Here is a 25,220-nt window from a genome sequence, read left to right on the forward strand (position 1 = left end):
TCTTCCATATCTATTGCACTCAGACCGCTTGACGAAAAGCGTCCGGAATGATCGCGCCGATCTCCCTCGCCAGCGCGGTCAGCCTGTTCACGGTGCCGATCGGAACCGGCACACCGTCCCGGCTGCGAAGCGCTTCGGTCTGATGGCCACGTTCCCCCGGCAGCAGCACGCTTGTAAACCCCGGAGCAGGCGGCAGGGCGTGGATCGCGTCTGCCAGCACGCCGACCTGCGTCAGGAATAGATCCCGGTCTCCGAACGCAGCCGGATCGACAGCTAGGACCATGCCGTTGAAGTCTCCAACCGTTCCGTCGATCAAGGCTGGAGCGATGTTCGGCGCACCGGCGAGCAAGCTGCACAATATCTCGATCATCAGGGACAGGCCGCTGCCTTTGGCGCCGGCCATTGGCAGGACTGCAGCGACCGCATTTGGATCGGTCGTCGCAGCGCCATCTGCATCAACGCCCCATCCTTCCGGGATCGTCTTGCCTGCATCCCTGGCCGCCATGATCTTGCCCAGCGCCACGGCAGCGGTGGACATATCCAAAATAATGGCCGGTCGATCCTGCGACTGGGGAACAGCAATCGCCAGTGGGTTGGACGACAGCGCTTCACCCTTCGCGCCATGATAGGTCATAAGCGGCTTGGACGCAGTCATTGCGATGCCGATCAAACCTCGATCCGCAAGCTGCTGGACGAAATAGCCAATTGCGCCCGCATGGGAAGTGCCCCGGACGGAACACCATCCCAGCCCGAAACGAGCAGCAAGATCGGTAGCGACACCGACCGCACGGTTCATGGCTGTCGCGCCCGGCGCCCGGCCAGCGTCGAGAACGCAGATTGCCCCGGTCCGATGTAGTTCGGTCATCTGCGCATCGGAACGGACAAGGCCGAGTTTCAGCATCTCGGCATAACGCGGGATGCGCAGAACGCCGTGTGAATCCACCCCGCGCAGGTTCGCCCATAGCAGCAGGTTCGCCATTTCCTGCGCTTCAGCCGCTGTAAAGCCGCTGCGTTCGAGCAGATCGGCCGCAAATCCGCGCAATGCGTCCGGCGCTATGACGATCGCCGTCACGGCTGTGTTCCGGCACTCAGGGGCGACGGGAAAAACTTGTCCAGCCAACCCTTCATCATCGCCTTGGTGCGCGGCGCGTCAGATGGTGCAAGCGGGAAGTGCGCCGTCGTATCGACCAGCATGAGCTCGGTCGGCTGCCCGGCTTTTTCGAACATCCGAACGGACTCGATCGTCGGCGTGATAGTGTCATGGGCCGTGTGGAACAGCAGCAGCGGGCGCGGCGCGATATTCGCCACCACATCATCTGCACGAAAATTCATCATCGACCAGGCCGTCTCGGTCGGAATCTCCATGATGGCCTTGGGCGAGAGATTCTTGCGCAGCGCCTCTGGTATGGGAACAGCGTCGAAGCGGGAAATCCAGAGACTTTCACCGGTCTCCTGCTTGTGCAGCCGGCCCTTTTCCAGCAGGCCGGTAAAGCGCGCCCAGGCTTCATCGGTGGGATGCTGGCCCCGGAACTTGCGCTCACCATCACCCCAACCGCAAGAAGACAGGCAGCAGGCGACCCGTTCGTCGATGCCTGCGGTATAGACCGAAACCGCTGCGCCGAAGCTGTGGCCCGTTATGCCGATGCGGGCGGCATCAACTTCCGGTCGCTTCGCCAGCCATGTCAGCGCGTTCTTCGCGTCGGCGACCTGATCCTGACAGCGTACCTGCGCACGCTCTCCCTCACTCTCGCCGCATCCACGGAAATCGAAGCGGAGCGCGACATAGCCGAAGGACTGCATCATCTCAGCCTGAATCTGCGCGTGGCTTTCGTCTTTCGAGCCAACGAAGCCATGGCATACGATAAAGGCCGGAAGGGGTTCGCCGTGATAGCCGTCCGGCACATGCAGGACACCCGACAGCCTGAGGCCATCTGACTCAAAAAATACATTCTCCTGCAAGACTTCCTCCCGGTTTTTGTTTGATATGCGGACCCTTCGCGGGCGTTACATGCGTTCGTGGGCGACAATGTTGTTAAGGCGGCCCACGCCCGGAATTTCGACCTCGACCATGTCACCGACAGCCAGAAAATGCTGAGGTCTGCGCGATGCGCCAAAGCCCGATGGCGTACCGGTCGCGATGATGTCGCCCGGCGCCAGCGGCGTGATGCGAGACAGATAGGCCACGAGCCAGGGGACATCGAAAATCATTCTGTCCATGCCGACACGCTGCTCTACCGATCCGTTGACCCGCGTCTCCAGCGAAAGATCCGCAAAGGCGGGAATCTCGTCGCATGTGACCAGCCATGGCCCCATGCTACCGCTGTGGTAAAAATTTTTTCCCGCCGTGAACTGGCTCGAATGCTTCTGCCAGTCCCGCACGCTGCCGTCATTGAGGCACGAATAGCCAGCGACATGATCCATCGCGCGCTCGGACGTAACGCGATGTGCGTACCGTCCGATTACGACGGCCAGCTCGCCCTCAAAGTCATAAGCTTGCGTAACGCAAGGCATCTCCAAAGGCTGGCCATGCCCCACGAAACTGTCAGCAAAGCGCGTAAACAGAAGCGGATGGCTTGGCTCTGGCTTGTCGCCGAGTGAAGCTTCTCGAAAATTTGTGGCAACGCACAGGATTTTCCCGGCGTCCGGCACTGGCGGGAGCAGTTCAAGGTCGGCAAACGGGATGCGGGGGCCCACCGGAAGGTCCGGCCAGCCTGTCTGAAAGTGCCGCTCGATATAAGCGCGCAGACTGGGCAGGTCCGCGCTGTCCAGCCGCACGACCGCATCGCCGATAACGGCGCCATATCCCATTTGTCCAGCCAGCCTGAAACTCACGAAGCGCATCAGCGTCGTCCCTATAACGTGGTGGCGGTGCGCCCGCCTGACAGGCAGCGCCGAAGACCCGATTTCGGCGCCCGTCGCCCCGATTGCAGATGACAAATACGCAAGTTGCCAACCGGCATATCCCGCCACCACGAGCGGCGGCTTTGCCATCGACGACATTATCTATTTTGGATTTTCGAAATTTCCAAGCGCTAAATTCGGCTCGAAACCAATTAATTTCTAATTCAAATCCTCTGAATCCCCAAATTCATCAGATTTTCGAAATATTTCAGCGCGCCCGTCAGGGCAACCGTGCGCCCTCCTCCTCACGCACAATGCCGAGGCCGTTACGGATGATATTCTGGGCAATCTCCCGGATATGCCGCTCAACCAGCGCCTGAGAGAGCTCCACATCGCCGCTAAGCACCGCCTCCATCATCATACGGTGCTCATCTGATTTTTGACGCGGACGCTTGCGCACGAGAGCGGATATCCGACGATAGCGACGCGCACGTTCAAAGAGCGTGTGACGGATTTCCCGGAACGTAGGCGAATCGGTGGCAGCCACCAGCCGATCATGGAACTCACTGTGGAGGCGATCCCAATCGGCAGAGGTGCGCAATTCGTCTCCCATCGCCTCCTCAAGGCGATCGAGACGATGAAAAGCCGATATGATGCGGGCTTTCCAGTCGGCATCACCGCGCGCGATCGAGCGGCCGATACACTCCCGCTCTATGACGACGCGCGCATCGGTGATGTCGAGCAAATCTTCTTCTGTAATCGGCGCCACGAAAAAGCCGCGCTGCCCTTCGGCGACGACCAGCCCCTCAACGACCAGCCGAGACAGCGCTTCGCGAAGCGTAGAAAAGCTGACGCCGTACATGGATCGGAGCGCTTCAAACCGAAGCTTTGCACCGGGCTCCAAAACGCAGCTGATGACGTCTTCACGCATGCGTCTCAGCACATCTACCCCAAGAGTGCCGCCCGCCGGGAGCTGAGACTTCTGCATGACATCATTCTCCAAAACCAAAGGACGCCGCTTAGCCGCCCCCCCCCGCTATGGCTAACCCGTATCGATACCGGAAAGCGCGGTAATAGCTGGACACGCTATCCCGACAGCGCCTTCGATCCAAGACATTTTACGAAAATTCGAATCGCGCATTTATTTCGTAAATCGGTGGTATTTGATTGCCTCATCGAGGTCGAAAGCCAAATTTTTGGCCTCAAAAACGGCAGTTGTGTGGCGTTTTCTTTAAAAATATGACCCCGTTCCATAATTACGAAATTAACTTGCAGCGGTGACGTTAATCGCATTATGGTGGGTTACGAAAAAAATATGGAGGGGAGAGCCAAATGGTTCATACGAAGCTTTTGGGCAGCGCGGGCATCGGCGCGCTTTTCGTCAGTGTGCTGAGCGGTCCGGCATTTGCGCAACAACCAGCGTCGGCGGATGCGCCACCTTCAGCAACCAGGCCCGCTTCATCCGGTTCCATCGCCGATATCATCGTCACGGCAAACCGTCGATCTCAGAGGCTCCAGGACGTGGGCATGGCAATCAGCCAGTTCTCGGGGAATGATCTGGCAAAGCAGGGCGTGACATCAGCTATCGACATCGCTCAAATCGTGCCCGGCGTCTATGTCGCGGGCGCCTTTGGGGGCCAGAGCCAGCAATATACGATCCGCGGTGTCACCCAGTCCGACTATCTCGATACGATCGAGAACCCGGTCGCCTTTTATGTGGACGATGTCTATGTCACGGCATCGCAGGGGCAGACACTATCCTTGCTCGATATTGATCGAGTAGAGATATTGAAGGGCCCTCAAGGTACGCTGTTCGGCCGAAACGCGACCGGCGGACTAGTGCACAACATTGTGGCGAAGCCAAAACTCGAAACGTTTGAAGGATATGGGCGCGTGACCTATGCGCGCTTCAATGAAGTAAATGCTCAGGGGGCGCTCAACATCCCTCTTGGAACCAATGCCGCCTTTCGCGGCTCAGCGCTCTATTCGCGGATCGATAATTTCTGGAAGAATGTCTATCCAGCAGGCGCGGCGGGCAGTCGCGTCATCACATCGTTCGCACCGAATGGCGCTACCGTGTCCCCGAGCGGAGAAGATGTCGGCGGTGGCCGCAACGTAGCGCTGCGCGGGCAATTGCTGATCGAGCCGACGGCTGCGCTCAGCATCCGCCTGACGGCCAATTACGCGAACAGCCATCAGTCCACGGCACCCTATTCGAGCGAAGCGACCATCGCCACGGTCGATTCCCAGGACAGAATTATCGGCCAGGATCGTGTCTCATCGACCGAAACACGGCTCGCAATCGGTCCCGGCGGCGCCAATTATACCGGCCCTGCAGTGATCGTCCCCGTCCTCAACGGCGTGCTGTCACGTCCGGCTGCAGGTGGCAATTTCTATGGCTATGTTCCGGTCGATCCGGACAAGCTTCAGCTGTCCTCAGCCTATGCGCGGAGCGATCTCAATCGGACCGAAGCGCAAATCTATGCCGCGCACATCTCCTATGATCTGGGTGGTGTCGAAATCAGTTCGATCACGTCGTACCAGAAATATTTCAAGAACTTCTATCTGAGCGACGGGACACCCAATGACACCATTGCTTTTGGCGATCGTTCGGACACGACGGCATGGTCGGAAGAGTTTAGGATCGCCGGAAAGACAGATCGCCTGAACTGGCAAACTGGATTGTTCTATCTCGATAATCGCGTCAACGCGCTTCAGGGCGTGATCGAACCGCCCGGATCCGCGCTCGCGAACCTTTCGGCGATGGCGTCGGGCAGGCCGATCCTGGCCATTGTCGGCAACCAGCTGAACACGCAATTGCGGTTTCGCTCTCGGTCTATCTCAGCCTTTGGGCAGGCCGAATACAGCTTCGCCGACCGCTGGACGATCATCATGGGCGCCCGATATATCCACGAGAATCAGACCAACAGCTACCGCGAATTCAACGCGTTGAACCAGGATTCCTATCAAATCAGCGATATCGTGACCGCCCCGTCCTTCCAGCCGGATTATGATGACCGCAGGACTTTCAATCTGTGGACCGGCAAGGCGCAAATCGAATTCAGGCCCGCCGCTGGACTTCTCCTCTACGCGGGAGTCAACCGTGGTGTGAAGGCCGGCAATTATAATGCGCCGCTGACCTTCAGCCCCGCCGATATCGTGCCGGTCGCCAACATTGCCTATAAGCCAGAGACGCTATTGAGCTATGAGGGAGGCGCCAAATGGTCTCACGGCCCCTTCCAGCTGGCCGGTTCGGGCTTTTACTATGACTATAAGGATTATCAGGCGTTCGTGTTCAGCACCGCGTCCGGAGTGGTCCGCAACGTCGACGCACAAGTCTACGGCGCTGATGTCGATGCATCGCTGAATGTCGCGACCGGTCTTCGGCTCGGCGCAAGCTTCGCCTATCAACATGCACGCATTCCCAACTTCGCCATTGCGCCAGGCGTGTTCCGGACCGTCCGGCCGCCATATTCACCCCGCACCCAGGTTACGGGCACAATTGATTACACCGTGCCGGACACTGTGCTGGGTGGCACGCTTTCCTTCAATGCTACGGCGAATTATGCTGGTGCCATCTATAATAATATCCGCAACTTTGCCTCGCAGCGTTTCGCGGGCCGGACATTGGTCAACCTGTCTGCGACCTGGGAAGACAAGCAGCGCGGCATAAGCATCACGGCCTATGGCAAGAATGTAACCGACGAACGCTATGGCCAGATCGGGTTCGACAACACCGCTGTTATCGGCGCGCAGTTCGTTTCCTATGGACCACCGGCGAGCTATGGCCTGACGCTGGGCTACCGTTTCTGACCCAAAGTGGAACGCGACTTTGTGCGCGCTCCATTGCCTTCGGGACGCTATAGACTGAAAATAAAAACGGGCGATCCGGTGAAAAATTCCGGACGACCATGAAAGAAGGGAGAGGTGATGACCGGATTGCTTGCGGAGGCCGCCAATGGCCACGTCGAAGTGCCTGATATGATGACGGCAGCCCGAATGCACGAAGTCGGCGGTCCGCTCATTCTGGAAAGGGTTCCTACCCCTACCCTCGGATCGATGGATGTCCTGGTGCGGGTCCGCTCCTGCGGGATCGTCCCCAACCTTGGCAACATCCTTGCGAACTGGACGACCTGGTTCCCTCATATGCCGCTTCCGCCCCTGCCCGCAATCTTCGGGCTCGACCCTGCGGGTGAAGTGGTGGCAGTGGGCACTCATGTACATCGCATCCGGCCCGGCGATCGTGTTTACGTCAATCCGGGACGCTCATGCGGATCCTGCCGCCATTGTCGGCGCGGTGATGGTCTGTCGTGCCAACACTACGCGTTCCAGGGCTATTTCGGTTTCAGCGAGCATGCCCTCCAGACATATGGCGATTATGCCAGCGGTGGGATGGGTGAATATATCGCAGCGCCGGCATCCTCCATCGTCCAGTTGCCAGATTGCATGTCCTTCGATCAGGCGGCGCGGCTCGGCTATATGGGCACGGGCTACTCGGCCCTGAAAAAGGCGCATGTCGGGCCGACCGACACCATTCTCGTGAACGGCATCTCGGGCACACTCGGTATCGCATGCGCCCTATTTGGGCTGGCGATGGGCGCGAAGAAGATTCTGGGGACCGCACGCGATCGTGCGCTTCTTGACGAGATCAAGGCCCTGTCTCCGGGCCGTATCGAGACCTTCTCGATCCATGACGGTCCCATCGACGATTGGGCGCGAACGCATACGGAATGCGGCGAGGGCGTGGATGCCTTCATCGATTGCAATGGCCCGGGCGCTGGGCACGATGCATTTCTCCAGGGCATCGCAGCGCTGCGACGGGGCGGCATCGCCATCAATATTGGTGCAGTGATGGGGCCCGTGCCGATCGACGTGCACACCATGATGGATCGCAACCAGCACCTCCACGGCTCGGCATGGTTCACCACCCATGAAGGCCAGGAAATGGCGGACATGGTCGGCGCGGGCATCGTAGACTTCTCGATCCTCGAAACACAGGCGACGCCACTGGCTGACGTCAATCAGGCGATCTCCGGCATCGGGCAGCGTCACGGCGGCTTCTCCAACTTCACCATTCATCCCTGATGGCTGCGGATATCGTGCGCGCCATGCACAAGGAGGATTGAGACCAATGAGACGCATCGTGACGAGGGTGGACGAGACCGGCAAATCCCGCGTGACGAGCGACGGCTCGCCACCGCGCGAGCGAGTGCTGTGCCATACGCCGGGCTTTGTTTCGTCACCTATCTGGATGGCGGTAGGCGCGACCACCGCAGAGCAGCGATCCGACGCGCTTCTGGAACGCACGAGCCTTCTGGCGCCTCCAGGCGGAGCGACCTTCCTCGTCGTGACCTTTCCGCCCGACTCGGTGATGGGGTCTGCGGACTTCGATCCTGTGGCAGCGGGTCAGGAGCATCTGGAAGCGGCACCCGGTATTGCGGATACGTTCGAACCGCAATCCCCAGGCATGCATCGCACGCCTACACTCGACTATGTCACCGTCATTGCCGGACGGATCGTGCTCGAGCTGGACGAGGGGCAGTGCGTAACGCTCGTCGCAGGAGACACGGTTGTCCAGCATGGCGTGCGTCATGCGTGGAGGAACCCTGGCCATACACCCGCGACCCTGTCGTTCGTCATGCTGACCCACCAACCCGACTGATACGCACCGAAATCGGTTGTGCCTGCCCTCGTCCGGTCCGGATCACGCATCCCTCACGGCCTCCTGATCCTGTATCGATACGCGTAGCTGGCGCGCCGTCTCCCATAACAGCTGACGAACCCAGACATGGACGCCAGAATGATGCGTGCGATCGGTCCAGGACATATTGATCTCGATCGGTACGTCGATCGGGAACGGACGGATTATGAGCCCGCCTTCGAGCTGGCGCGCAAGGCGTTCGGGAATGGACGCCACCAGCCTGCTTCCCACAAGCAACCGTTCGATGCTGTCGTGACTGGGGACGGAAACCGTGGGCATCAGGGAAACGCCCTGAGCCCGTAACAGTGGAACGAACAGCGCTTCCCAGCGCCCGTTATGCGTTACCACAAGATGCTGTGCATCCCTGTAGTCCTGAACGGTGAACGCAGCGGTGGCCAACGGATTGGCCGGATCCATGACGCAGACGTAGCGATCGGTGAACAGCCGCCGCCGGTAGAATGACTCGCCGTCCATATTCATCGGGCCAAGCACGATGTCGGCCAGTCCCTCGCTGAGCTGCCGCCGCCCTTCTACCGCCGCTTCATGCAATTCGATCCTCAGCCCCGGTGCGTTCTCCCGGATCCGGCGCAGGGCGTCGGGAATGAGGGCGCGCCGTTCGTGGAAATTGCACGAAATGACCACCTGTCCCTGCGCGTTGCCTGGACAGAAGTCACCTGGCGTCAGAGCCTGTTCCATCGCGATGAGCATCGGTCGCAATGTCGCGACCAGATCGACACAACGCGGCGTCGCGACGATGCTGTTGCCTGCGCGAACGAACAGAGGATCACCAAAGACGCGGCGTAGCGCCTTGATACGGTAGCTGACGGTCGACTGTTCGACACCAAGCCGCTCTGCCGCACCGGTGAAGGAGGCCGCATCGTGAATGGCGGCTAGGGTTCTCAACGTACCCAGATCCAGTTTGTCCAGCACATCCCTCTCCATCTAATTATTAAATCGCTTCTATTGAGACGATAGCATTTATCGATTGATGCCGACCGAATATTCATCGCTTCAGGAGAAAAAATTCATGCATCAGGACGACTGGGCGGACGGATTACCCGCAATCGACGACATTATAATGGGCGATCTCATGGAGGACCCCTACCCCATCTATGCCCGTGCCCGTGAAATGGGATCGGTCGTACGCATCGCTGCAACCGGGCTGTGCCTCGTCACCCATTTCGACGACATCATCGCCATCGAGCGGGATCCGGAGACCTTTTCGTCGCGGATTCCGGAATCGAACGTGGTGCAGCTGTTCGGTGCCAATCTGATGCGCAAGGATGGGCACGATCATCGCCGCGAGCGTCAGGCGATCGACCCCGCGCTCCGACCGGGCACAGCCAAGCGCTGCTGGGCGCCACGCCTTGAAGCGATTGTCGATGATATCCTTAACGAAGTTGAGCCTCTCGGCCAGGCCGACCTGTTCAGCGCCGTCGCGGAACCGATCGCAGGCAGGGCCTTGATTGAGGTTATCGGATTTGTCGACCTCGAGTGGCAAACCATAGCCCGCTGGTCGCAGGCCATGATGGATGGGAGCAGCAATTATTCGCAGGACAGCGAGCCTCGCCTCCGGGCGCTGGCCGCAGGTCGCGAGATTGAGCGTGCTGTCGATCTAAGCTTAAATCAGGCTGGCGGACCGCCTGAGGATTCGATCCTTGGCTCTATGTCGCGCGCCGGTCTTAGCCGGGAGGAAATACATGGCAACGCGAAAGTCGCGGTCGGCGGCGGGTTCAACGAACCGAGAGATTCGCTGCTCTCGCTCCTGCTGGGCGTTCTGAGCGATCCGGTCCAGCGGGATCGGCTGCTGTCCGATCCTGCACTTTGGCCTGCGGCCTTCGACGAGGCCGTCCGCTGGATATCTCCGATCGGCATGTATCCACGAAAGCTGACCCGGGATGCCAGTATCGGCGGCGTGACACTGCCGCGCGGGGCGCTCATCGGACTGTCGGTCGCGGCCGCAAATCGTGAGCCGGAGCGGTTTGTCGATCCGGATCGGTTCGATTTGTCCCGCCCCAAGGTAAAGAACCTCGCCTTTGGATCCGGTCCGCATTTTTGCGCAGGAAGCTGGGTCGCGCGCACGCTGGTCGGCGGCATTGCCGGCCCCCGGATTTTTTCGCGATTGTCGGCCTTGCGCCTCGTGGATTCCGAAACGGTGCCGGTGCGCGGATGGGTGTTTCGCGGCCCTACCAGTCTTCCTGCCCAGTGGACTGTTTAGGGTTGAGGCGTGATCGCCGCATCCCCTTAAGGAACTAACATCATGAAAACCCGCGCAGCCGTCGCCTTCGAGGCGAGAAAGCCCCTCGAAATCGTGGAACTAGGCCTAGAAGGTCCGAGGTCCGGCGAGGTGCCTGTCGAGATCATGGCGACTGACATTTGCCACACAGATGCCTACACGCTCGATGGCCTCGACAGCGAGGGACTGTTCCCAAGCGTGCTGGGCCATAAGGGTGCCAGTATCGTGTGCGAGGTTAGCATCGAGGCCGAGTATCATGCCAAGTGACCAGGTTATCCCGCTCCATACGCCGGAATGCTGTCAGTGCAAGTCCTGCCTCAGCGCCAAGACAAATCTGTGCAAAGCGAACCGCGCAGCACAGCGCAAGGGCCTGATGCCCGACAACAAGACGCGCTTGATTTACAAGTCGCTGGACAAGGCAAACCAGGTTTTCGACATGATGCATTTCAGTGAAATATTCTGAGCCACCGTGATCTATTGAGCAATATTATCAGATCTATTGTTTCATCGCGGAGCATTTATACTGACATGTAGCCTATCTCGCGCAAGAGGATTAATGATGGTTGATATTGTGATCACTGATCGCGACGGGAGCGAACGCAAGATTGCGGCAGACACTGGTCTTTCGCTCATGGAGGTCATTCGCGATAACGGCTTTGAACAGTTTCTCGCGATGTGCGGCGGAAGTTGTTCTTGCGGGACATGTCACGTCTATCTCTACGCCCCCGAAGGCGCCAGACTAGCCCCGGTCAGCGCGGATGAAGATGATCTTCTCAGCAGCAGCGAACATCGCGCGCCATTATCCCGATTGTCGTGTCAAATCCCGATCACTCAAAGCCTGGACGGCACAATGGTTATCATCGCTCCGGAAGGTTGAGGATTTCAAACCCATAGCTCAACGTAGCCGGCGAGATGGTGCGCGCGGGTCGTGCTTCTCAAAAAACATAGCAAGTCACTCACCCAACCGGCGGACCTTTTTAATGCAAAGATGCACCAGAATTGTAAATTCGATCCTATGAAATAAAATATCAGACAGAAAGCCACGCCAAGGCTGCTGTCTCCGATAAAAATGGACGGCATATTTCTTCGGAATATGTACGGATAAATTGCATTTTTGTTAAACTTGTATCGACGATGGCGGCTACCTTGTCTCCAGAAAAGCAGAATTTATTAAACAATTCTTGAACCCGGCGCATCGTCTCTTGCGAATGGACCGGCGCGCCACGCTTAGCGATATGGGCACGGATGGGTTGACCGCGTGCATGTTCGGAACCTACACGATTTCTCAGCAACGTAAAATAGCGGTCGACAATCGCAGGTGTCCAGAAACCAGCGCAACGCACATTAATGATCCAACGACTCTAATCATAGTGGATGATGAAGAATTCATCGTCCCCGGCTCTTTGCGCCGTCGCAATTCGATCAATAAGCTGCATCGATTTTCACCTCTCATCTGAATGATGATATCGCAGCGGTTTGAACTGCGCCGGGTTTGCCGGAGGCTATTTGGTTTAAGTTACGCAGCCATGGGGACGTCGTCCAGCATGGCGTAGTACAGTTCCTCAGCTTCAGCTGGCGGGATATTGCCGATGGGCTCGAGCAGGCGCCGGTTGTTAAACCAGTCCACCCATTCGAGCGTGGCATATTCCACGGCTTCAAAGGACCGCCATGGTCCTCGCCGATGTATCACCTCGGCCTTATAAAGGCCGTTGATCGTCTCAGCCAAAGCATTGTCATAGCTGTCGCCGACGCTGCCAACCGATGGCTCGATCCCGGCTTCGGCAAGCCGCTCCGAGTATCGGATCGACACGTATTGCGATCCGCGGTCGCTGTGATGGATGAGACCACCCCGATGGACAGGACGTCGTTCGTGGATAGCCTGTTCCAGTGCGTCCAGCACGAAGCCGGCATGCGCAGTCCTGCTGACCCGCCAGCCCACAATGTAGCGAGCATAGACATCGATCACGAAGGCGACATAAACGAAGCCCGCCCACGTCGCGACGTAGGTGAAGTCCGACACCCAGAGCATGTTCGGCGCCGGTGCATGGAACTGCCGGTTCACATGATCGAGCGGGCACGGAGCAGCCTTGTTGCTGATCGTGGTGCGCACGGGCTTGCCCCGGATCACCCCCTGTAAACCCAGATCGCGCATCAGACGCGCGATAGTACAACGGTCAACAGCAAAGCCCTCGCGGTTCATCTGCCGCCAGACCTTGCGCACGCCGTACACCCCGAAATTCTCGGCAAAGACCCGGACCACCTCTGGCTTCAGATCCTGATCGCGCCGGACACGATCTGACAGTCGCTCCGGATCACGTCGCTGTGCGACGCGCTCATGATAGGTGGATGGGGCAATTGGCAGAACCCTGCAAATCGGCTCGACCCCATATTCAGCGCGATGCTCGTCTATGAAGGCCGTCATCGTTTGAACGGGCGGTCGAGCTCCGCCTGGGCAAAATATGCGCTCGCCTTCCGTAATATCTCGTTGGCCTGGCGCAACTCCCGGTTCTCACGCTCCAGCGCCTTCAGGCGATCAGCCATGTCGGTAGGCACGCCAGCGCGCTTGCCGCTGTCCATCTCCGCCTTCTTTACCCACTCGTTCAGCGTGTGCGCCGAGCACCCGATCTTCTCGGCGATAGAAATCATCGCCGCCCAGCGAGAGGGATGATCTGCTTCGTGATCCAGCACCATGCGCACCGCCCGTGTGCGAACCTCAGGTGCAAACTAGTTCGTCGTTTTGCTCATATCGGCTCCACTTACTCAGAAGTTGGAGCCTCCGGCAAACCCGGCGCAGTTCAGTTCGACCACTGAAAAGAGCGCCAAATGTGATTGCCAGTTGGCAGGGGTGCACTATCGATCCCGCTCGCTTTTCGTGCAGGGCCCTTCCTTTAGCCCTTAAAAACTCGCAACGGTTTTAAACCCTAAGATGGCGACAGCTGATCGGCGGCTGTTGCCGCCAGGATTGAGCGTAAGCTGCACGTTGGGGCGCATGACGACACCCGGCAGCACGCTGAACCCATAATAAAGTTCCGCCGTATATTCGCTCTGCCGGATCGGTGCTGTCGATAGCCCGTCTGCTCGCAACTGTCTCTGCAGGTCGGTCAGCCGGTCATTCAGGCGCCCCTTACCAATGGCGAAGGCGACTTCATCCTTTGGACGTCCCGCAAATGGTCCGCTGTAATGGAGGCCGACCACGAATTTGCTTTCGACGGTTGCCGTGCCCTGGCTAGCCCAGATGCCGTTGAAAAAGGCGGTCAGACCATGGGATCCATCAGTGCGGGGCGCGACGATCTGCTGTCGAATATTGCCGAACACCGCCCACTGACTGGTACGCATCAGCGCTGGTCGCCCCGTCCTGCTGCGGATGCCGCCATCGACGTCTCGAATTAAATCGGGCTGGGGCGCGTTGCTGTAGAGAAAGCCAATCTTGTAAGTGCCGACCAGTCGCCCGAACAGCTTGGGGCTGTAGCCTATTTCGCTCGGCAGAAGGACGCCCGTGCCACTGTTGAAGCCCAGATAAAAGCCACCGCCGTTCACATCGATATTGCGCGGATTGACCTGATAAACGCCGGTTTGAACATAGAGATCCGGCCTTATGTCATAGCGAAGACGCGCCGCCCATGTGCTGACGGGATAATTATACCAATATTGGGGAAGTACCTGACCTGTTCCAGCCGCGCAAAAATACAGGCTTTCAAAATCGCAGCGGGCGGAATGGAAATCCTCGCCCGTGCCCATGCGACCCAGCTTCAGATCGAGAGAGCCGATATTTACGCGATACCAAGCCTGCGTCAGCCGCCAGATGCGGCCCCGTCCCCATGCTTCCTGTGAAAATTGCAGCAGTCCAAGGCCCGCTTCATCATCCAGGCGCGGTCCGCTGCGCTTTGTGACGGTGAACTGGAACGTGCCGGGTACGACATGGGTCAGCTTTTTAAGATCGGCGGTAAAGCCCAGCGCCAACTGCGTGATGTTGGTGGCATCGCGCGATGTGCCGCCCGAAAGATTGGCGGCAAATTCACTGGCATATTGGATATTGGGCGTGATCCCGTGGCGTGCCAGGGCCGAACGGATACCAACCCAATCACCCAGAAGATGCGGATCGGCGGGAGGGGCTGGCGGAGGCGGAGGCATCGCCTCCGCAGGCGGACCATTCCGTTGCTCGACAGCCTTTGCACTGTCAGGACGCACGGCTTCACCGGCCGGCAAGGCGATCAGCGCCGCCGCCATCATAATGATCATCATTTTTCTCGGAAGGCTATAAGGCCGCACATAGGCGGCCATTGCTGCGCTACAGGCTGTAGATAACGACGGGGCTTTGCCGACTATCTGACGGAAGAGAACATTGACGTCTGATGGGTGCTTGGGTCATCTGCTCTCCTCCAGGCCATATCTGCCCTTTAATGGGTGGCACCGCTTGAGAGTGCCCAGTCAACCAGCCCATCGCGCCCGGTGCAGCGGACAGGAAAAGCTGGCTGACCATTTGATAATAAACATTGCTGCTGTGTAAATCTTCGTGCCAAGCACCCCATATTCCTGTCAGTGGCCATAAAATCTTGTGCGATACTCCGAAAATAGGCGCGCGCGCTTCATGATGTTTTCGGGACCGAAACCATCATTTGCAGCGCGAGATAAAGGCGGACGCAATCCTCTGTGACCGATAGATCGACGCAGCACAGGTCCTGAATGCGCTGCAAGCGGTAATCCAGGCTGTTGCGGTGGATGTTCAGTATCTTTGCGGTGGCGGCTGGCTTCATGCCCACGCTGAACCACGCCTGCAGCGTCTTGAGCAATTGCTGCCCCCGCCGCTCGCCCTGGGACAAAGCATGCAGGGGCTTGAGCAATTCCTGCGCGCGCCAATCCTGCCGCAATTCGTCCACCAGCACGGGGAGCATGTAATCTTGATAGCAATAGAGCGTGTCTGCCGCGCACCGGACCCTGCCCACCCGCATGGTCGTGCGCGCAATCTCGTACGAGCGCTGTAGTCCGTTCTCTTCCGGGAAAAATTGTCCCAGCGCCAGCCGGAACTGGAGGGGGCTGCTGTCCTTCATCCGTCCCAGAAGATGTTGGGCGCGGCGACGCTGTTCGTCCACATCCCACAATCCGCGATGGTCGAGCGCAGGCTTCAATACGACGATCTCATTCAGCGATGTCGCCGCGATAAGGTTGCCGCGTTCGGGCGTTGCCAATAGCGTGTGCAGCCGTTGCAGTTCCACCAGCATCGCATCCAGCGCCAGCGATCCGCCATCCACTTCTATCACTGCTGCCACACGCGGCAGATCGAGCGCTATGCCCAGCCTTTTGGCCCATCCAGTGACCGCTGACGTTGGCCCGCCTTCACGGATCAGGCCCAGCGTCACTTCTTCGCGCAGACGGGCGTCGCGCGCCAGCAGGCGGAGGAGTTCCGCCTGCTCAAGCATGGTTTCCGCCGCCATCCGAACCAGTTCGGCCTGCTGATGGATCGCCCGCGGATCGCCGGTCAGCCCGACGCAGCCCACGATACGGCCATCCGCGATCAGTGGCAGGTTCACGCCCGGTCGCACGCCCATCAACTGCGCTGCCATGCCTTCGTCGATATCGACCCGCCCCTGTTTCGACAGGACCAGGAGCGCGCCATCATGCATATGTCCAATGCGGTCGCGGTCTCCGCTGGCGATGATTGTGCCGTTCTGGTCCATCACATTTACATTGCCGTCGATGATCTTCATCGATCGATCGACAATGGATTGGGCAAGGATGCGGTCAAGCTTCAGCATGGGCGCTTATAGCACGACCGGATGGTGACTGGACAGAAGGTGCCGTCACGCCGCGCGCGGTTGCGCCGTCACACCCTCGATCCGAGCGATCCGCAGCAGGTTGGTGGTGCCCGGTCTGCCAAAAGGTTCGCCGGCGGTAATCACCAGTTGCGCGCCATCGTCGCCCAGATCGAGCGCACGTGCCTGGATCATGGCTTCACAGACCATGTCGGCGACATTGCGGACATCCTGGCTCACCACCGCATGGACGCCATAGGCCATGGCCATGCGCCGCGACGTGGCGACTGATGGCGTCAGGCACAGGATCGGCGCGGCGGGGCGCTCGCGCGCCGCCCGCAGAGCAGTGGCGCCGGATGAGGTGTAGGTTACGATCGCGGCGGCATCGACCGTTTCCGACACCTGCCGCGCAGCAGCGGCGATAGCGTCAGCCGACGTTTCGTCCGGCTTGGCATGCTGGTTGTCCAGCATCGTGCGATACATTGGGTCGCTTTCCACCTTGCGCGCGATCCGGTCCATGATGGCGACTGATTCCAGTGGATAGGCGCCAGATGCGGTTTCCGCCGACAGCATGATCGCGTCTGCGCCATCGAAAATCGCCGTCGCCACGTCGGATGCTTCCGCGCGGGTGGGCGCGGGAGCCGTAACCATGGATTCCAGCATCTGTGTCGCCACGATCACCGGCTTGCCCGCACGTCGGGCCGACAGGATGATGCGCTTCTGGATTGAGGGAACATCCTCCGGCGGGACTTCGACGCCCAAATCTCCACGCGCCACCATAACGCCGTCGGATAAAGCGACGATGGCGTCCAGATGCTCGATCGCCTGCGGCTTTTCCATCTTCGAGAGCAGCGCCGCCCGACCTGCGATCAGCCCGCGGGCTTCTTCCACGTCACTCGGGCGCTGAACGAAGCTGAGTGCGACCCAGTCGACTCCTTGGTCGAGGGCAAAGGCGAGGTCGGCCAGATCCTTGGGCGTCAGCGGCGAAACGGGCAGGACCACGCCGGGTACGTTCACGCCTTTGCGGTCGGACAGGCGGTTGCCACTGACGACGCGGGTATCGGCGTGGTCGGCACTGCACGCGACGACGGTTAGGCGCACTCGACCATCGTCCAGCAACAGGTCCGCACCGGGTTCGAGAGCAGCGAAGATTTCTGCATGCGGCATGCCGACACGGGTGGCGTCACCCGGCGCCATCGACAGATCAAGGCGAAACGCCTGCCCTGGCACCAAGTCGACGCCCCCGGTCGCGAAGGTCGCCAGTCGCAATTTTGGCCCCTGAAGATCGGCCATGATCGCGATAGGCCGTCCGGTATCGCGCTCTATCTCGCGCACCAACTGAATGCGGGCCGCATGGTCGGCGTGACTGCCATGGCTGAAATTCATGCGGAAGACATTGGCCCCGCCGTCATGCAGTGCGCGGATTTTTGCGGGTGTCGAGGTGGCGGGGCCAAGGGTGGCAACGATCTTGGTCTGGCGGAATCGGCTGGGAGCGAGACTGTTCATGACGCGATACTCCGGAAAATGGGAGGCGAGGATGGTAAGGTCAGGCGGCGATATTCAGGCATGTCGAGACCGAGTGCATCTCGCTGCCGATCCTGATGGCGGCGGCTATGTTGCGAGCAGCGACGCGAACATTGGCGGCGGCCTCCGCCAACGCCTGTTCGACCGTGCAGGATTGATGAACGACGCTGAACATCGCATCGATGCCATGGGCGTGGAGCAGATCGGCACCGGTGCCCAGGCATCCGGCGATGCCGATCACCGGCTTGCCGTGCCGTTTGGCGACGCGGGCCACGCCCACCGGCGTCTTGCCGTGGATACTCTGGCTATCGATGCGCCCTTCGCCAGTGATGACCAGATCGGCGTCGGCGACGATCGCGTCCAGCCCTACAGCAGCGGTGACGATGTCGGCGCCGCGACGCAGTCTGGCCCCCAGAAAGGCGACCATCGCTGCTCCGAGCCCGCCTGCTGCGCCACCGCCTGGAAGGTCGGCCACCAACAGCCCCAGATCAGCTTCGATCCTGGCCGCGTAATGCCGTAAATTATCGTCCAGCGTTCGCACCATGACCGGCGACGCGCCCTTTTGCGGGCCGAATATCGCGGATGCCCCGGACGGGCCGACCAATGGATTGTCAACGTCGCAGGCGACCTCGATGTCACATTCGGCCAGGCGAGGATCAAGATCGGACATATCGATCCGGGCAAGCGCTGACAGAGCGCCGCCGCCTATGTCGATCGGTTGACACCCGGCATCCAGCAGTTGGGCACCCAACGCCTGCGCCATGCCTGCGCCGCCATCATTGGTGGCGCTGCCGCCGATACCGATGATAAAATGGCGTGCACCCAAATCCAGCGCCGCCCGGATTAGTTCGCCGACGCCATAGGTGGTTGTCCGCATCGGATCGCGCTGGTCGATGGGCAGCAGCATCAGGCCGCTGGCCGCTGCCATTTCGATCACCGCCGTCTTTTCGTCACCGCTGATGCCAAAAAAAGCATCGACGGGATCACCCAATGGGCCTATGACGGTCTGCTTGACGATCCGGCCCCGGGTGGCGGCGACCAGCGCCTCTACCGTGCCCTCGCCGCCATCTGCAACCGGCACCTTCACATAGTCCCAAGCTGGAAAGACGTCCCGAAACCCTGCCTCGATATGAATGGCGACGTCCAGTGCCGAGAGGCTTTCCTTGAACGAATCCGGAGCTATTACGATTTTCATGGGCTATCCTTGGCGCGTTTTTGGCTATGGAGGGCTTCAGCGATTGGCGATGCTGGCGGGGATGCGAAGCGTTAATAACACGCCAACCGCCAGGGCAATGGCCAGAGTAAACAGCGCCGCCTGCGTGCTGCCTGATGCATCCTTGATCCAGCCGACCAAATAGGGGCTGACGAACCCGGCCAGTTGCCCGGTCGAATTTATGAGGGCGAAACCACCAGCCGCTGCCGCCGCGCTAAGATAGCTGTTGGTAAGCGGCCAGAACATCGGCAAGCCTGTCAGCGCGCCCATCGCCGCCAGCGTCATGCCGAACAGGGACAGGCCAGGATTGCCGGTCGCCGTTGCGGCGATGATCAGACCAGTCAGACCAATGGTCAACGGGATCGTCAGATGCCAGCGCCTTTCCTGCCGCCGATCCGCCGAACGGCCCATCATGATCATGAAGATGACGGCGGCCAGATAAGGGATGGCACTCATCAGGCCGATCATCAGCGGATCGCTCTCGCCGCTGGACTGGATGATCGTAGGCAGCCAGAAATTAATGGCGTAGACGCCACTCTGGATGCAGAAATACAGCAGGCCCAGCATCCAGATCGTCGGATTGCGCAGCACGGCCGAGAAACTGTCGGCGGCCGTTATGGGTTTGGTCTTTTCATCCTGAACGATAGCGTCGTGCAAGGCCCGCTTTTCGCCAGCGTCCAGCCACGGTGCCGCATCAATGCCGTCGCTTAGGACGAACCAGACCGCAACACCCAGCAGCACGGTAGGCAATCCCTGCAATAGGAACAGCCATTGCCATGCAGCAAGCCCACCATGGCCAGCAGCGAAATGGCCAAGTATCCAACCCGAAACAGGGCCGCCCAGCACGCCGGAGACGGGGATAGCGGACATGAAGATGGTCATGACACGGCCATGTTGCGTACGGGGGAACCAGCCCGTCAGGTACAGGACGATACCGGGGAAAAAGCCAGCCTCCGCCGCCCCGGTCAGGAAACGCAGGAGATAGAAGTGTGCGGGTGTCTGCACGAACATCAGCGATGTTGAAAACAGCCCCCATGTCACCATCATAACCGCGACCCAGCGGCGCGCGCCCAGCCGCTGGAGGATCAGATTGCTCGGCACCCCGCAGGCGAGATAGCCGATAAAGAAAATGCCCGCGCCAAGCCCGTAGACGGTCTCGCTCATGCTCAGATCGTCCAGCATCTGCAGCTTGGCAAAGCCCACATTGACCCGGTCGATATAATTGAAAAGGTAGCAGACAAAGAGGAAAGGGATCACGCGCACGGCGATCTTCCTGTAGGTCTGCCTCATATCATCCGATGTGGACATGGGTAAGGCTGCGGCAGTCATGGAGCGCCCTCCTATGGCGTTTCTGGTTCTCGGCTATACGCAGCCCTCCAAGTAAGGAAGGAACGTCGTAGCCACATGCTAGTTGGACAAGCGCCAGAAATCTTTGTGAGGCCGGGGATATTCAGACGAGCACATCCTTTTTTTTCTGGGCAAATGCCAAAAATTAAATGAGATAGGTTAAGCTTGGGCTGATCCGCTCTCGCCAGCACGGTGCGACTGACAGTCAGATTTTGTCGCTCAGTAACCGAACCATGATCGGCTAACCGGCGACAAACAGATGATAGCCGCTATGTCGGGACCTGACGCAACCGATCGTTCACGCGTCCAGGGCGGAATGGCTTGAGTTGGTCGCGACCTGCCCGTTACCGGACAGTCCGGACCTAGGCTCAGGACTCACTGATCAAAGCCAAAAGATGACGGTGGCAGCGACGGCGATTGCCGAGAAGAAGGCGTTGGGGCATCGGTCGTAGCGCGTCGCGACCCGTCGCCAGTCTTTGAGGCGGCCGAACATGATCTCGATGCGGTTGCGCCGTTTGTAGCGGCGCTTGTCGTGTTTGACGGCCTTGTTCCGGGATTTGCGACCGGGGATGCAGGGGGTGATACCCTTTTCCTGCAAAGCATCGCGGAACCAGTCGGCATCGTAGCCGCGATCAGCGAGCAACCATTGGGCTTTGGGAAGTTCGTCCAACAGGGCAGCGGCACCGATATAATCGCTGACCTGCCCTGCGGTCATGAAGAAACTGATCGGACGGCCGTTCGCATCGGTAACGGCATGGAGCCCTTCGACAAGCTCAGGAGAGCCTTGGTGTTCATACCGCCTTTCGTGCGTCCGATCAGGCGTCCCGCGCCGCTTTTTTACCGCAAGGCTGGATGCCGTGCGGTGGGCCTTGAGATAGGTTGCGTCGATCATAACCGTCCTGCGTTCGGAAGCCTGAGGCGCTGCCAGACCTTCCATCATCCGAAGGAAAACGCCCTTGTCACCCCACCGCTTCCAGCGGTTGTAAAGCGTCCCTTCGACAGGCTCAGGACAGGCTTGTGCGGCCCATAGTCCTTTGGTGCATCCCGCCAGCGCAACCCATTCCGATTGACGAAAATGATCCCGCTCAACACCCGGCGATCGTCGACACGCGGTTTGCCATGGCTCTTGGGAAAGTAGGGCTCAAGCCGAGCCATCTGCTCGTCCGTGAGCCAATACAGATCGCTCATCTGCAATCTCCTCGCGGAGCCTGAATCAGATCGAGCCGGTTATATCAATGGGTCCTGACCCTAGCTACATCGCGGCAGGGCCGGACGACATCTACAACTTTCAGTTCGGGGCACCGCGTACATACGGCGTGCGGGTGTCGGTTAACTTCTGATAAGGGAAAGCAAAACCACCGCACCCAGAAAGGTGCGGTGGTTTTGCTTTAAGCCTCGCGTTTATTGCGGGCCTTTTACTTCGGTGGCGAACGGGGTTACAATTCCACCAGTGCCTTGATAACCCTTTCCCTAGGGTCCATCCAGCGTGGCAACGCTTCCGCCAATTCGGTGAGCGTCGCCCGGTGTGTCGCCAGCGCAGCCAGCGGAACTTTCCCCGCACGCATCGCCGTCACAACCGTTTCGAAATCCTCAGCAGTCGCGTTTCGGCTAGCGAGTAATGTTGTCTCGCGTTTGTGAAATTCAGGATCGGAAAAGCGGATATCGGCCGCCACGACCGATACGAGCACATAGGTGCCGCCATGCCCGACCCTTGCAAATCCAGCTTCTATCGCCGCAGGGCTTCCCGTTGCGTCGATTACCACATCATAAAAATCGCCATCGGTCAGTCTGGACAATTCCGCATCGGCCTCTTCACGTGCGACGACAATATGTTCTACCCCGACTGCATCGCGGCACGTGTCCAGCCGGTCCTGACGCGCATCGATCGCCGTCACCATACCCCCAGCCGCCTTGGCAAAGATCGCCGCCGCAATTCCAATCGGCCCAGCGCCTACTACCAGCGTTTTTCGTCCGACTGTGATGTTCGCGCGCCGGACCGCATGCGCGCCGATCGCCAGAAACTCGATCATAGCAGCTGCGTCCAGGTCGATGCCCTCGGCCTTCACCACGAACCTGTGCGGAACCGTGATATATTCAGCCAAAGCGCCATCACGGTGCACGCCCAAAACCTCTATCCGTGTGCAACAATTGGTCTTGCCCTTCGCGCAGGCGATGCATGTGCCACAAGACATATAGGGCATGACATAGACCTGATCGCCGGGCGATAGCCCCGCCCCTTCATCGACCTCTGCAACCTCGCCCGACACTTCGTGGCCCATCACGCGAGGATACTCCAGAAAGGGCTGTACCCCACGATAGATATGCATATCTGTGCCGCACATTCCTACGCGCCGGACGCGGATCAGCACTTCGCCCGGTTGGCGCATCGGTCTCTCGCGCTGGATCATATCCAACTGGCCCGGTCGGGTACACACGACGACATTCATCTTCATTGTTCAATGTCCTGTGAAAGGTTTGATATCCGACGCCATGTCGCCGGAACGGGATAGGCTGGAGAACGCGAACAGCGCGATGATCGCAAAGCAGGCGGCAGGAACCAGCATCGCCAGATGAATGCTCGTAACCGTCGACACAGCGCCCATGATCGGCGTCAGCACCGCGCCGCCGATGATTGCCATCACAACAAGCGACGAACCGGTCTGGGTGTATTCCCCCAATCCCTTTACGCTCATGGCAAAGATGGTGGGGAACATGATCGACATGAAGAAGCTGATTGCGGTCAGCGCCAGCAACCCTGGCAACCCGGTTGTCACGACTGCCAGCAGCACCAATGCGACATTGATGACGGCGTAGATCATCATCAGCCTGGCTGGATTGACCCGGCTCATCAGCGCCACACCCACGAACCGCCCGATCAGGAACAATATCGTGGCCGCGATCACCCAGTCGGCGGCCGCCCGCTCGCCAATCCCGATCGCTTCCTGCGCATAGCGGATGGTATAGCTCCACACTCCCACCTGCGCGCCGACGTAGAAGAACTGTGCCGCGACGCCCAGCATGAAGTGTCGACGGCAGAACAGCCCGGCGATCGACTCCCGCCAGCCGATTGCCCTACCCTCCAGTGGCTGGGGGCTTTCAGCCTGTACCGGGAAACGCGTCAGCGCAACGATGATCGCCCACACCAGCACGAACAGGCCAATGGCGATATAGGGCCCCTGCGCTGCCTGCGCTTCACTGGCGTAGAATGCCGTGCGCTGCGCGGCCGTCATCGACGCCAGCGTTTCATCGGAATGTTCGATGCCAGACAGGATCAGATATTTGCCGATCAACAGGCCCGTTACCGATCCTACCGGGTTGAAAGCCTGCGCCAGCGTCAAGCGCCTTTCGCTGTCTTTGGGATCGCCCAGTACCGTGATGAGCGGGTTTGCCGATGTCTCAAGGAAGGCCAGGCCCGCAGCGATCACGAACAGCGCGAACAGAAACAGGCCATAGGCCTGCATCTGCGCAGCAGGATAGAAAAGCAGCGCTCCTGCGCCATAGAGGATCAAGCCCAGCACTACCGCTGCCTTATATCCATAGCGCCGCATCATCAGTCCGGCGGGCAGGGCCAGCAGGAAATAGCCCATGTAGAAGGCCGACTGTACGAACCCGGTTTCCAGGTCGGTCAGGATGAACGCCTTCTTGAACTGCTTGATCAAGATGTCGTTCAGATTGTTGGCCATGCCCCACAGGAAAAACAAGCTTGTGATCAGCATCAGGGGCAGGAGGGCGGAACGGGCGCGTGTCATCCTCTATTTCCTTCAGCCGATCGCACGATCAAGATCCGTGTAGCCGCCATCCGGTATGATCCATTGCGCGGTCGTATGCGAGGATCGTTCCGACAGCAGGAACACCACGCTATCGGCGATCTCCCGGTCGGTGGTCATGCGTCGTCCCAGCGGAATGCGCGCAACGATGTCTTCCAGTTTCGCGTCCGGCTCAGGGAAGGTGGCGATCCAGCTGCGATAAAGCGGGGTCATCACTTCGGCCGGCAGCACAGCGTTGACGCGCACGCCATCCTTCACCAACGAGGCGGCCCATTCGCGGGTCAGGCCCAACTGCGCGGCCTTGGCGGCAACATAGCCGCTAGTGTCGCCCTGTCCGGTCAGCGCGGTTTTGGACGATATGTTGACGATCGAACCTCGGCTGGCCTTCAGGTGCGGTAAGCTATGGTGAGCCATAGCGTAATAATGACCCAGATTGGCGGTCACGGACGCCACGAACGCCGCCGTCCCTGCTTCCAGCCCGACGCTGTCGTTGCGCCCGGCATTGTTGACCAGCCCATAAATGCCGTGCCCGGCAGATATGATCTGCCTTACCGCTTGGGCGCAGGCGTCATCGTCGGTCATTTCTGTCTGTATGAAGATCGTTCCGGGCTGAAGCGCGCGGATTGTCGCCTCGAACTTCGGGTCAAGCGCACTGCGCCCAAGGATAGCGGGGATCGCGCCCTCCTCGGCCAGCACCATCGAAATCGCGCCGCCTATGCCTGCGCCGACGCCGGTGATAATGACAAGTTTGTTTTCAAGGCCCAGCTTCACAAGCGGCTCCCATCATCGACGGACATCGGCTGTTGTATTTCAGGAGCGTCGCCGATCATCAGCGGCGGCT

The 25,220-nt window shown here is 59.5% G+C and carries 22 protein-coding genes, 1 pseudogene and 1 other annotated feature; of the genes and pseudogenes, 6 read left to right on the forward strand and 17 right to left on the reverse strand.

What is annotated here, in order from left to right; all coding sequences use genetic code 11:
- Positions 1-19: 19 nt before the first annotated feature.
- The 4 genes from DM806_RS02440 to DM806_RS02455 form a co-directional block, all read right to left on the reverse strand.
- Positions 20-1,072 (reverse strand): Ldh family oxidoreductase, encoded by a 1,053-nt coding sequence (locus tag DM806_RS02440; RefSeq protein WP_179041670.1) that lies wholly within the window; start codon positions 1,070-1,072, stop codon positions 20-22.
- Positions 1,069-1,959 (reverse strand): alpha/beta hydrolase, encoded by an 891-nt coding sequence (locus DM806_RS02445; RefSeq protein ID WP_179041671.1) that lies wholly within the window; start codon positions 1,957-1,959, stop codon positions 1,069-1,071. The genes DM806_RS02440 and DM806_RS02445 overlap by 4 nt, the downstream gene beginning before the upstream one ends.
- A gap of 45 nt (positions 1,960-2,004) precedes the next feature.
- Entirely contained in the window at positions 2,005-2,991 is a 987-nt protein-coding gene (locus tag DM806_RS02450) for a fumarylacetoacetate hydrolase family protein (RefSeq protein ID WP_256869056.1), read from the reverse strand.
- 130 nt (positions 2,992-3,121) lie between these two features.
- Positions 3,122-3,829 (reverse strand): GntR family transcriptional regulator, encoded by a 708-nt coding sequence (locus DM806_RS02455; RefSeq protein WP_179041672.1) that lies wholly within the window; start codon positions 3,827-3,829, stop codon positions 3,122-3,124.
- 344 nt (positions 3,830-4,173) lie between these two features.
- Here DM806_RS02455 and DM806_RS02460 point away from each other — a divergent pair, with 344 nt between their 5' ends.
- The 3 genes from DM806_RS02460 to DM806_RS02470 all read left to right on the forward strand — a co-directional run bounded on the left by DM806_RS02460 (position 4,174) and on the right by DM806_RS02470 (position 8,503).
- Positions 4,174-6,654, forward strand: coding sequence for a TonB-dependent receptor (locus DM806_RS02460; RefSeq protein ID WP_256869057.1), 2,481 nt, complete (start codon positions 4,174-4,176; stop codon positions 6,652-6,654).
- Positions 6,655-6,771: 117 nt separating this feature from the next.
- The gene (locus DM806_RS02465; protein WP_179041674.1) at positions 6,772-7,926 is read left to right on the forward strand and encodes an alcohol dehydrogenase catalytic domain-containing protein; all 1,155 of its coding nucleotides are present in this window, start codon (positions 6,772-6,774) and stop codon (positions 7,924-7,926) included.
- Positions 7,927-7,972: 46 nt separating this feature from the next.
- Positions 7,973-8,503, forward strand: a complete 531-nt coding sequence (locus DM806_RS02470; RefSeq protein ID WP_179041712.1) for a cupin domain-containing protein — start codon at positions 7,973-7,975, stop codon at positions 8,501-8,503.
- A gap of 42 nt (positions 8,504-8,545) precedes the next feature.
- On the opposite strand, the gene DM806_RS02475 is transcribed toward DM806_RS02470, so the two are convergent.
- Positions 8,546-9,472, reverse strand: a complete 927-nt coding sequence (locus tag DM806_RS02475; RefSeq protein ID WP_218647313.1) for a LysR family transcriptional regulator — start codon at positions 9,470-9,472, stop codon at positions 8,546-8,548.
- Between the two features lie 58 nt (positions 9,473-9,530).
- Between DM806_RS02475 and DM806_RS02480 the strand changes: the two genes are divergently transcribed.
- The 3 genes and pseudogenes from DM806_RS02480 to DM806_RS02490 all read left to right on the forward strand — a co-directional run bounded on the left by DM806_RS02480 (position 9,531) and on the right by DM806_RS02490 (position 11,655).
- Positions 9,531-10,760, forward strand: a complete 1,230-nt coding sequence (locus DM806_RS02480; protein WP_218647314.1) for a cytochrome P450 — start codon at positions 9,531-9,533, stop codon at positions 10,758-10,760.
- Positions 10,761-10,802: 42 nt separating this feature from the next.
- Positions 10,803-11,184, forward strand: a pseudogene (locus DM806_RS02485) (alcohol dehydrogenase catalytic domain-containing protein); the annotation flags it as partial.
- 150 nt (positions 11,185-11,334) lie between these two features.
- The gene (locus DM806_RS02490; RefSeq protein ID WP_372859194.1) at positions 11,335-11,655 is read left to right on the forward strand and encodes a 2Fe-2S iron-sulfur cluster-binding protein; all 321 of its coding nucleotides are present in this window, start codon (positions 11,335-11,337) and stop codon (positions 11,653-11,655) included.
- A gap of 151 nt (positions 11,656-11,806) precedes the next feature.
- Here DM806_RS02490 and DM806_RS02495 read toward each other — a convergent pair whose 3' ends face one another.
- The 12 genes from DM806_RS02495 to DM806_RS02545 all read right to left on the reverse strand — a co-directional run bounded on the left by DM806_RS02495 (position 11,807) and on the right by DM806_RS02545 (position 25,150).
- A complete protein-coding gene (locus DM806_RS02495) occupies positions 11,807-12,121 on the reverse strand; it encodes a hypothetical protein (protein WP_179041676.1) in 315 nt (104 codons plus the stop codon).
- A gap of 173 nt (positions 12,122-12,294) precedes the next feature.
- Positions 12,295-13,469, reverse strand: a protein-coding gene (locus tag DM806_RS02500) for an IS3 family transposase (protein ID WP_218647315.1) whose coding sequence is annotated in 2 segments (ribosomal slippage) — positions 12,295-13,235 and positions 13,235-13,469 — 1,176 coding nt in all. Because the reading frame shifts where the segments join, the coding sequence is not laid out codon by codon here.
- Positions 13,126-13,242 (reverse strand) — a sequence feature (AL1L pseudoknot). Its footprint overlaps the gene before it by 117 nt.
- Positions 13,470-13,673: 204 nt before the next feature.
- On the reverse strand, positions 13,674-15,017 hold the full coding sequence (locus DM806_RS02505; protein ID WP_179041677.1) for a carbohydrate porin: 1,344 nt from the start codon (positions 15,015-15,017) through the stop codon (positions 13,674-13,676).
- A 347-nt stretch (positions 15,018-15,364) separates the two neighbouring features.
- Positions 15,365-16,531 (reverse strand): sugar diacid recognition domain-containing protein, encoded by a 1,167-nt coding sequence (locus tag DM806_RS02510; protein WP_179041678.1) that lies wholly within the window; start codon positions 16,529-16,531, stop codon positions 15,365-15,367.
- A gap of 45 nt (positions 16,532-16,576) precedes the next feature.
- Positions 16,577-18,034: a pyruvate kinase gene (pyk, locus tag DM806_RS02515; RefSeq protein WP_179041679.1), complete on the reverse strand. Its 1,458-nt coding sequence runs from the start codon at positions 18,032-18,034 to the stop codon at positions 16,577-16,579.
- 40 nt (positions 18,035-18,074) lie between these two features.
- Complete coding sequence (locus DM806_RS02520; RefSeq protein WP_179041680.1) at positions 18,075-19,247, reverse strand: glycerate kinase; 1,173 nt, start codon at positions 19,245-19,247, stop codon at positions 18,075-18,077.
- A 36-nt stretch (positions 19,248-19,283) separates the two neighbouring features.
- Entirely contained in the window at positions 19,284-20,594 is a 1,311-nt protein-coding gene (locus tag DM806_RS02525) for an MFS transporter (protein ID WP_218647316.1), read from the reverse strand.
- Between the two features lie 400 nt (positions 20,595-20,994).
- On the reverse strand, positions 20,995-21,663 hold the full coding sequence (locus tag DM806_RS02530) for an IS5 family transposase (protein ID WP_256869066.1): 669 nt from the start codon (positions 21,661-21,663) through the stop codon (positions 20,995-20,997).
- Positions 21,549-21,800: a transposase gene (locus tag DM806_RS27110; RefSeq protein ID WP_256869058.1), complete on the reverse strand. Its 252-nt coding sequence runs from the start codon at positions 21,798-21,800 to the stop codon at positions 21,549-21,551. The genes DM806_RS02530 and DM806_RS27110 overlap by 115 nt, the downstream gene beginning before the upstream one ends.
- A 248-nt stretch (positions 21,801-22,048) precedes the next feature.
- A complete protein-coding gene (locus DM806_RS02535) occupies positions 22,049-23,065 on the reverse strand; it encodes a zinc-binding alcohol dehydrogenase family protein (protein ID WP_256869059.1) in 1,017 nt (338 codons plus the stop codon).
- A gap of 3 nt (positions 23,066-23,068) precedes the next feature.
- Positions 23,069-24,361 (reverse strand): L-fucose:H+ symporter permease, encoded by a 1,293-nt coding sequence (gene fucP / locus DM806_RS02540; protein WP_179041681.1) that lies wholly within the window; start codon positions 24,359-24,361, stop codon positions 23,069-23,071.
- A 12-nt stretch (positions 24,362-24,373) separates the two neighbouring features.
- On the reverse strand, positions 24,374-25,150 hold the full coding sequence (locus DM806_RS02545; RefSeq protein WP_179041682.1) for an SDR family oxidoreductase: 777 nt from the start codon (positions 25,148-25,150) through the stop codon (positions 24,374-24,376).
- Positions 25,151-25,220: the final 70 nt, after the last annotated feature.

Source organism: Sphingobium lactosutens (assembly GCF_013393185.1).
Taxonomy (GTDB): domain Bacteria; phylum Pseudomonadota; class Alphaproteobacteria; order Sphingomonadales; family Sphingomonadaceae; genus Sphingobium; species Sphingobium lactosutens_A.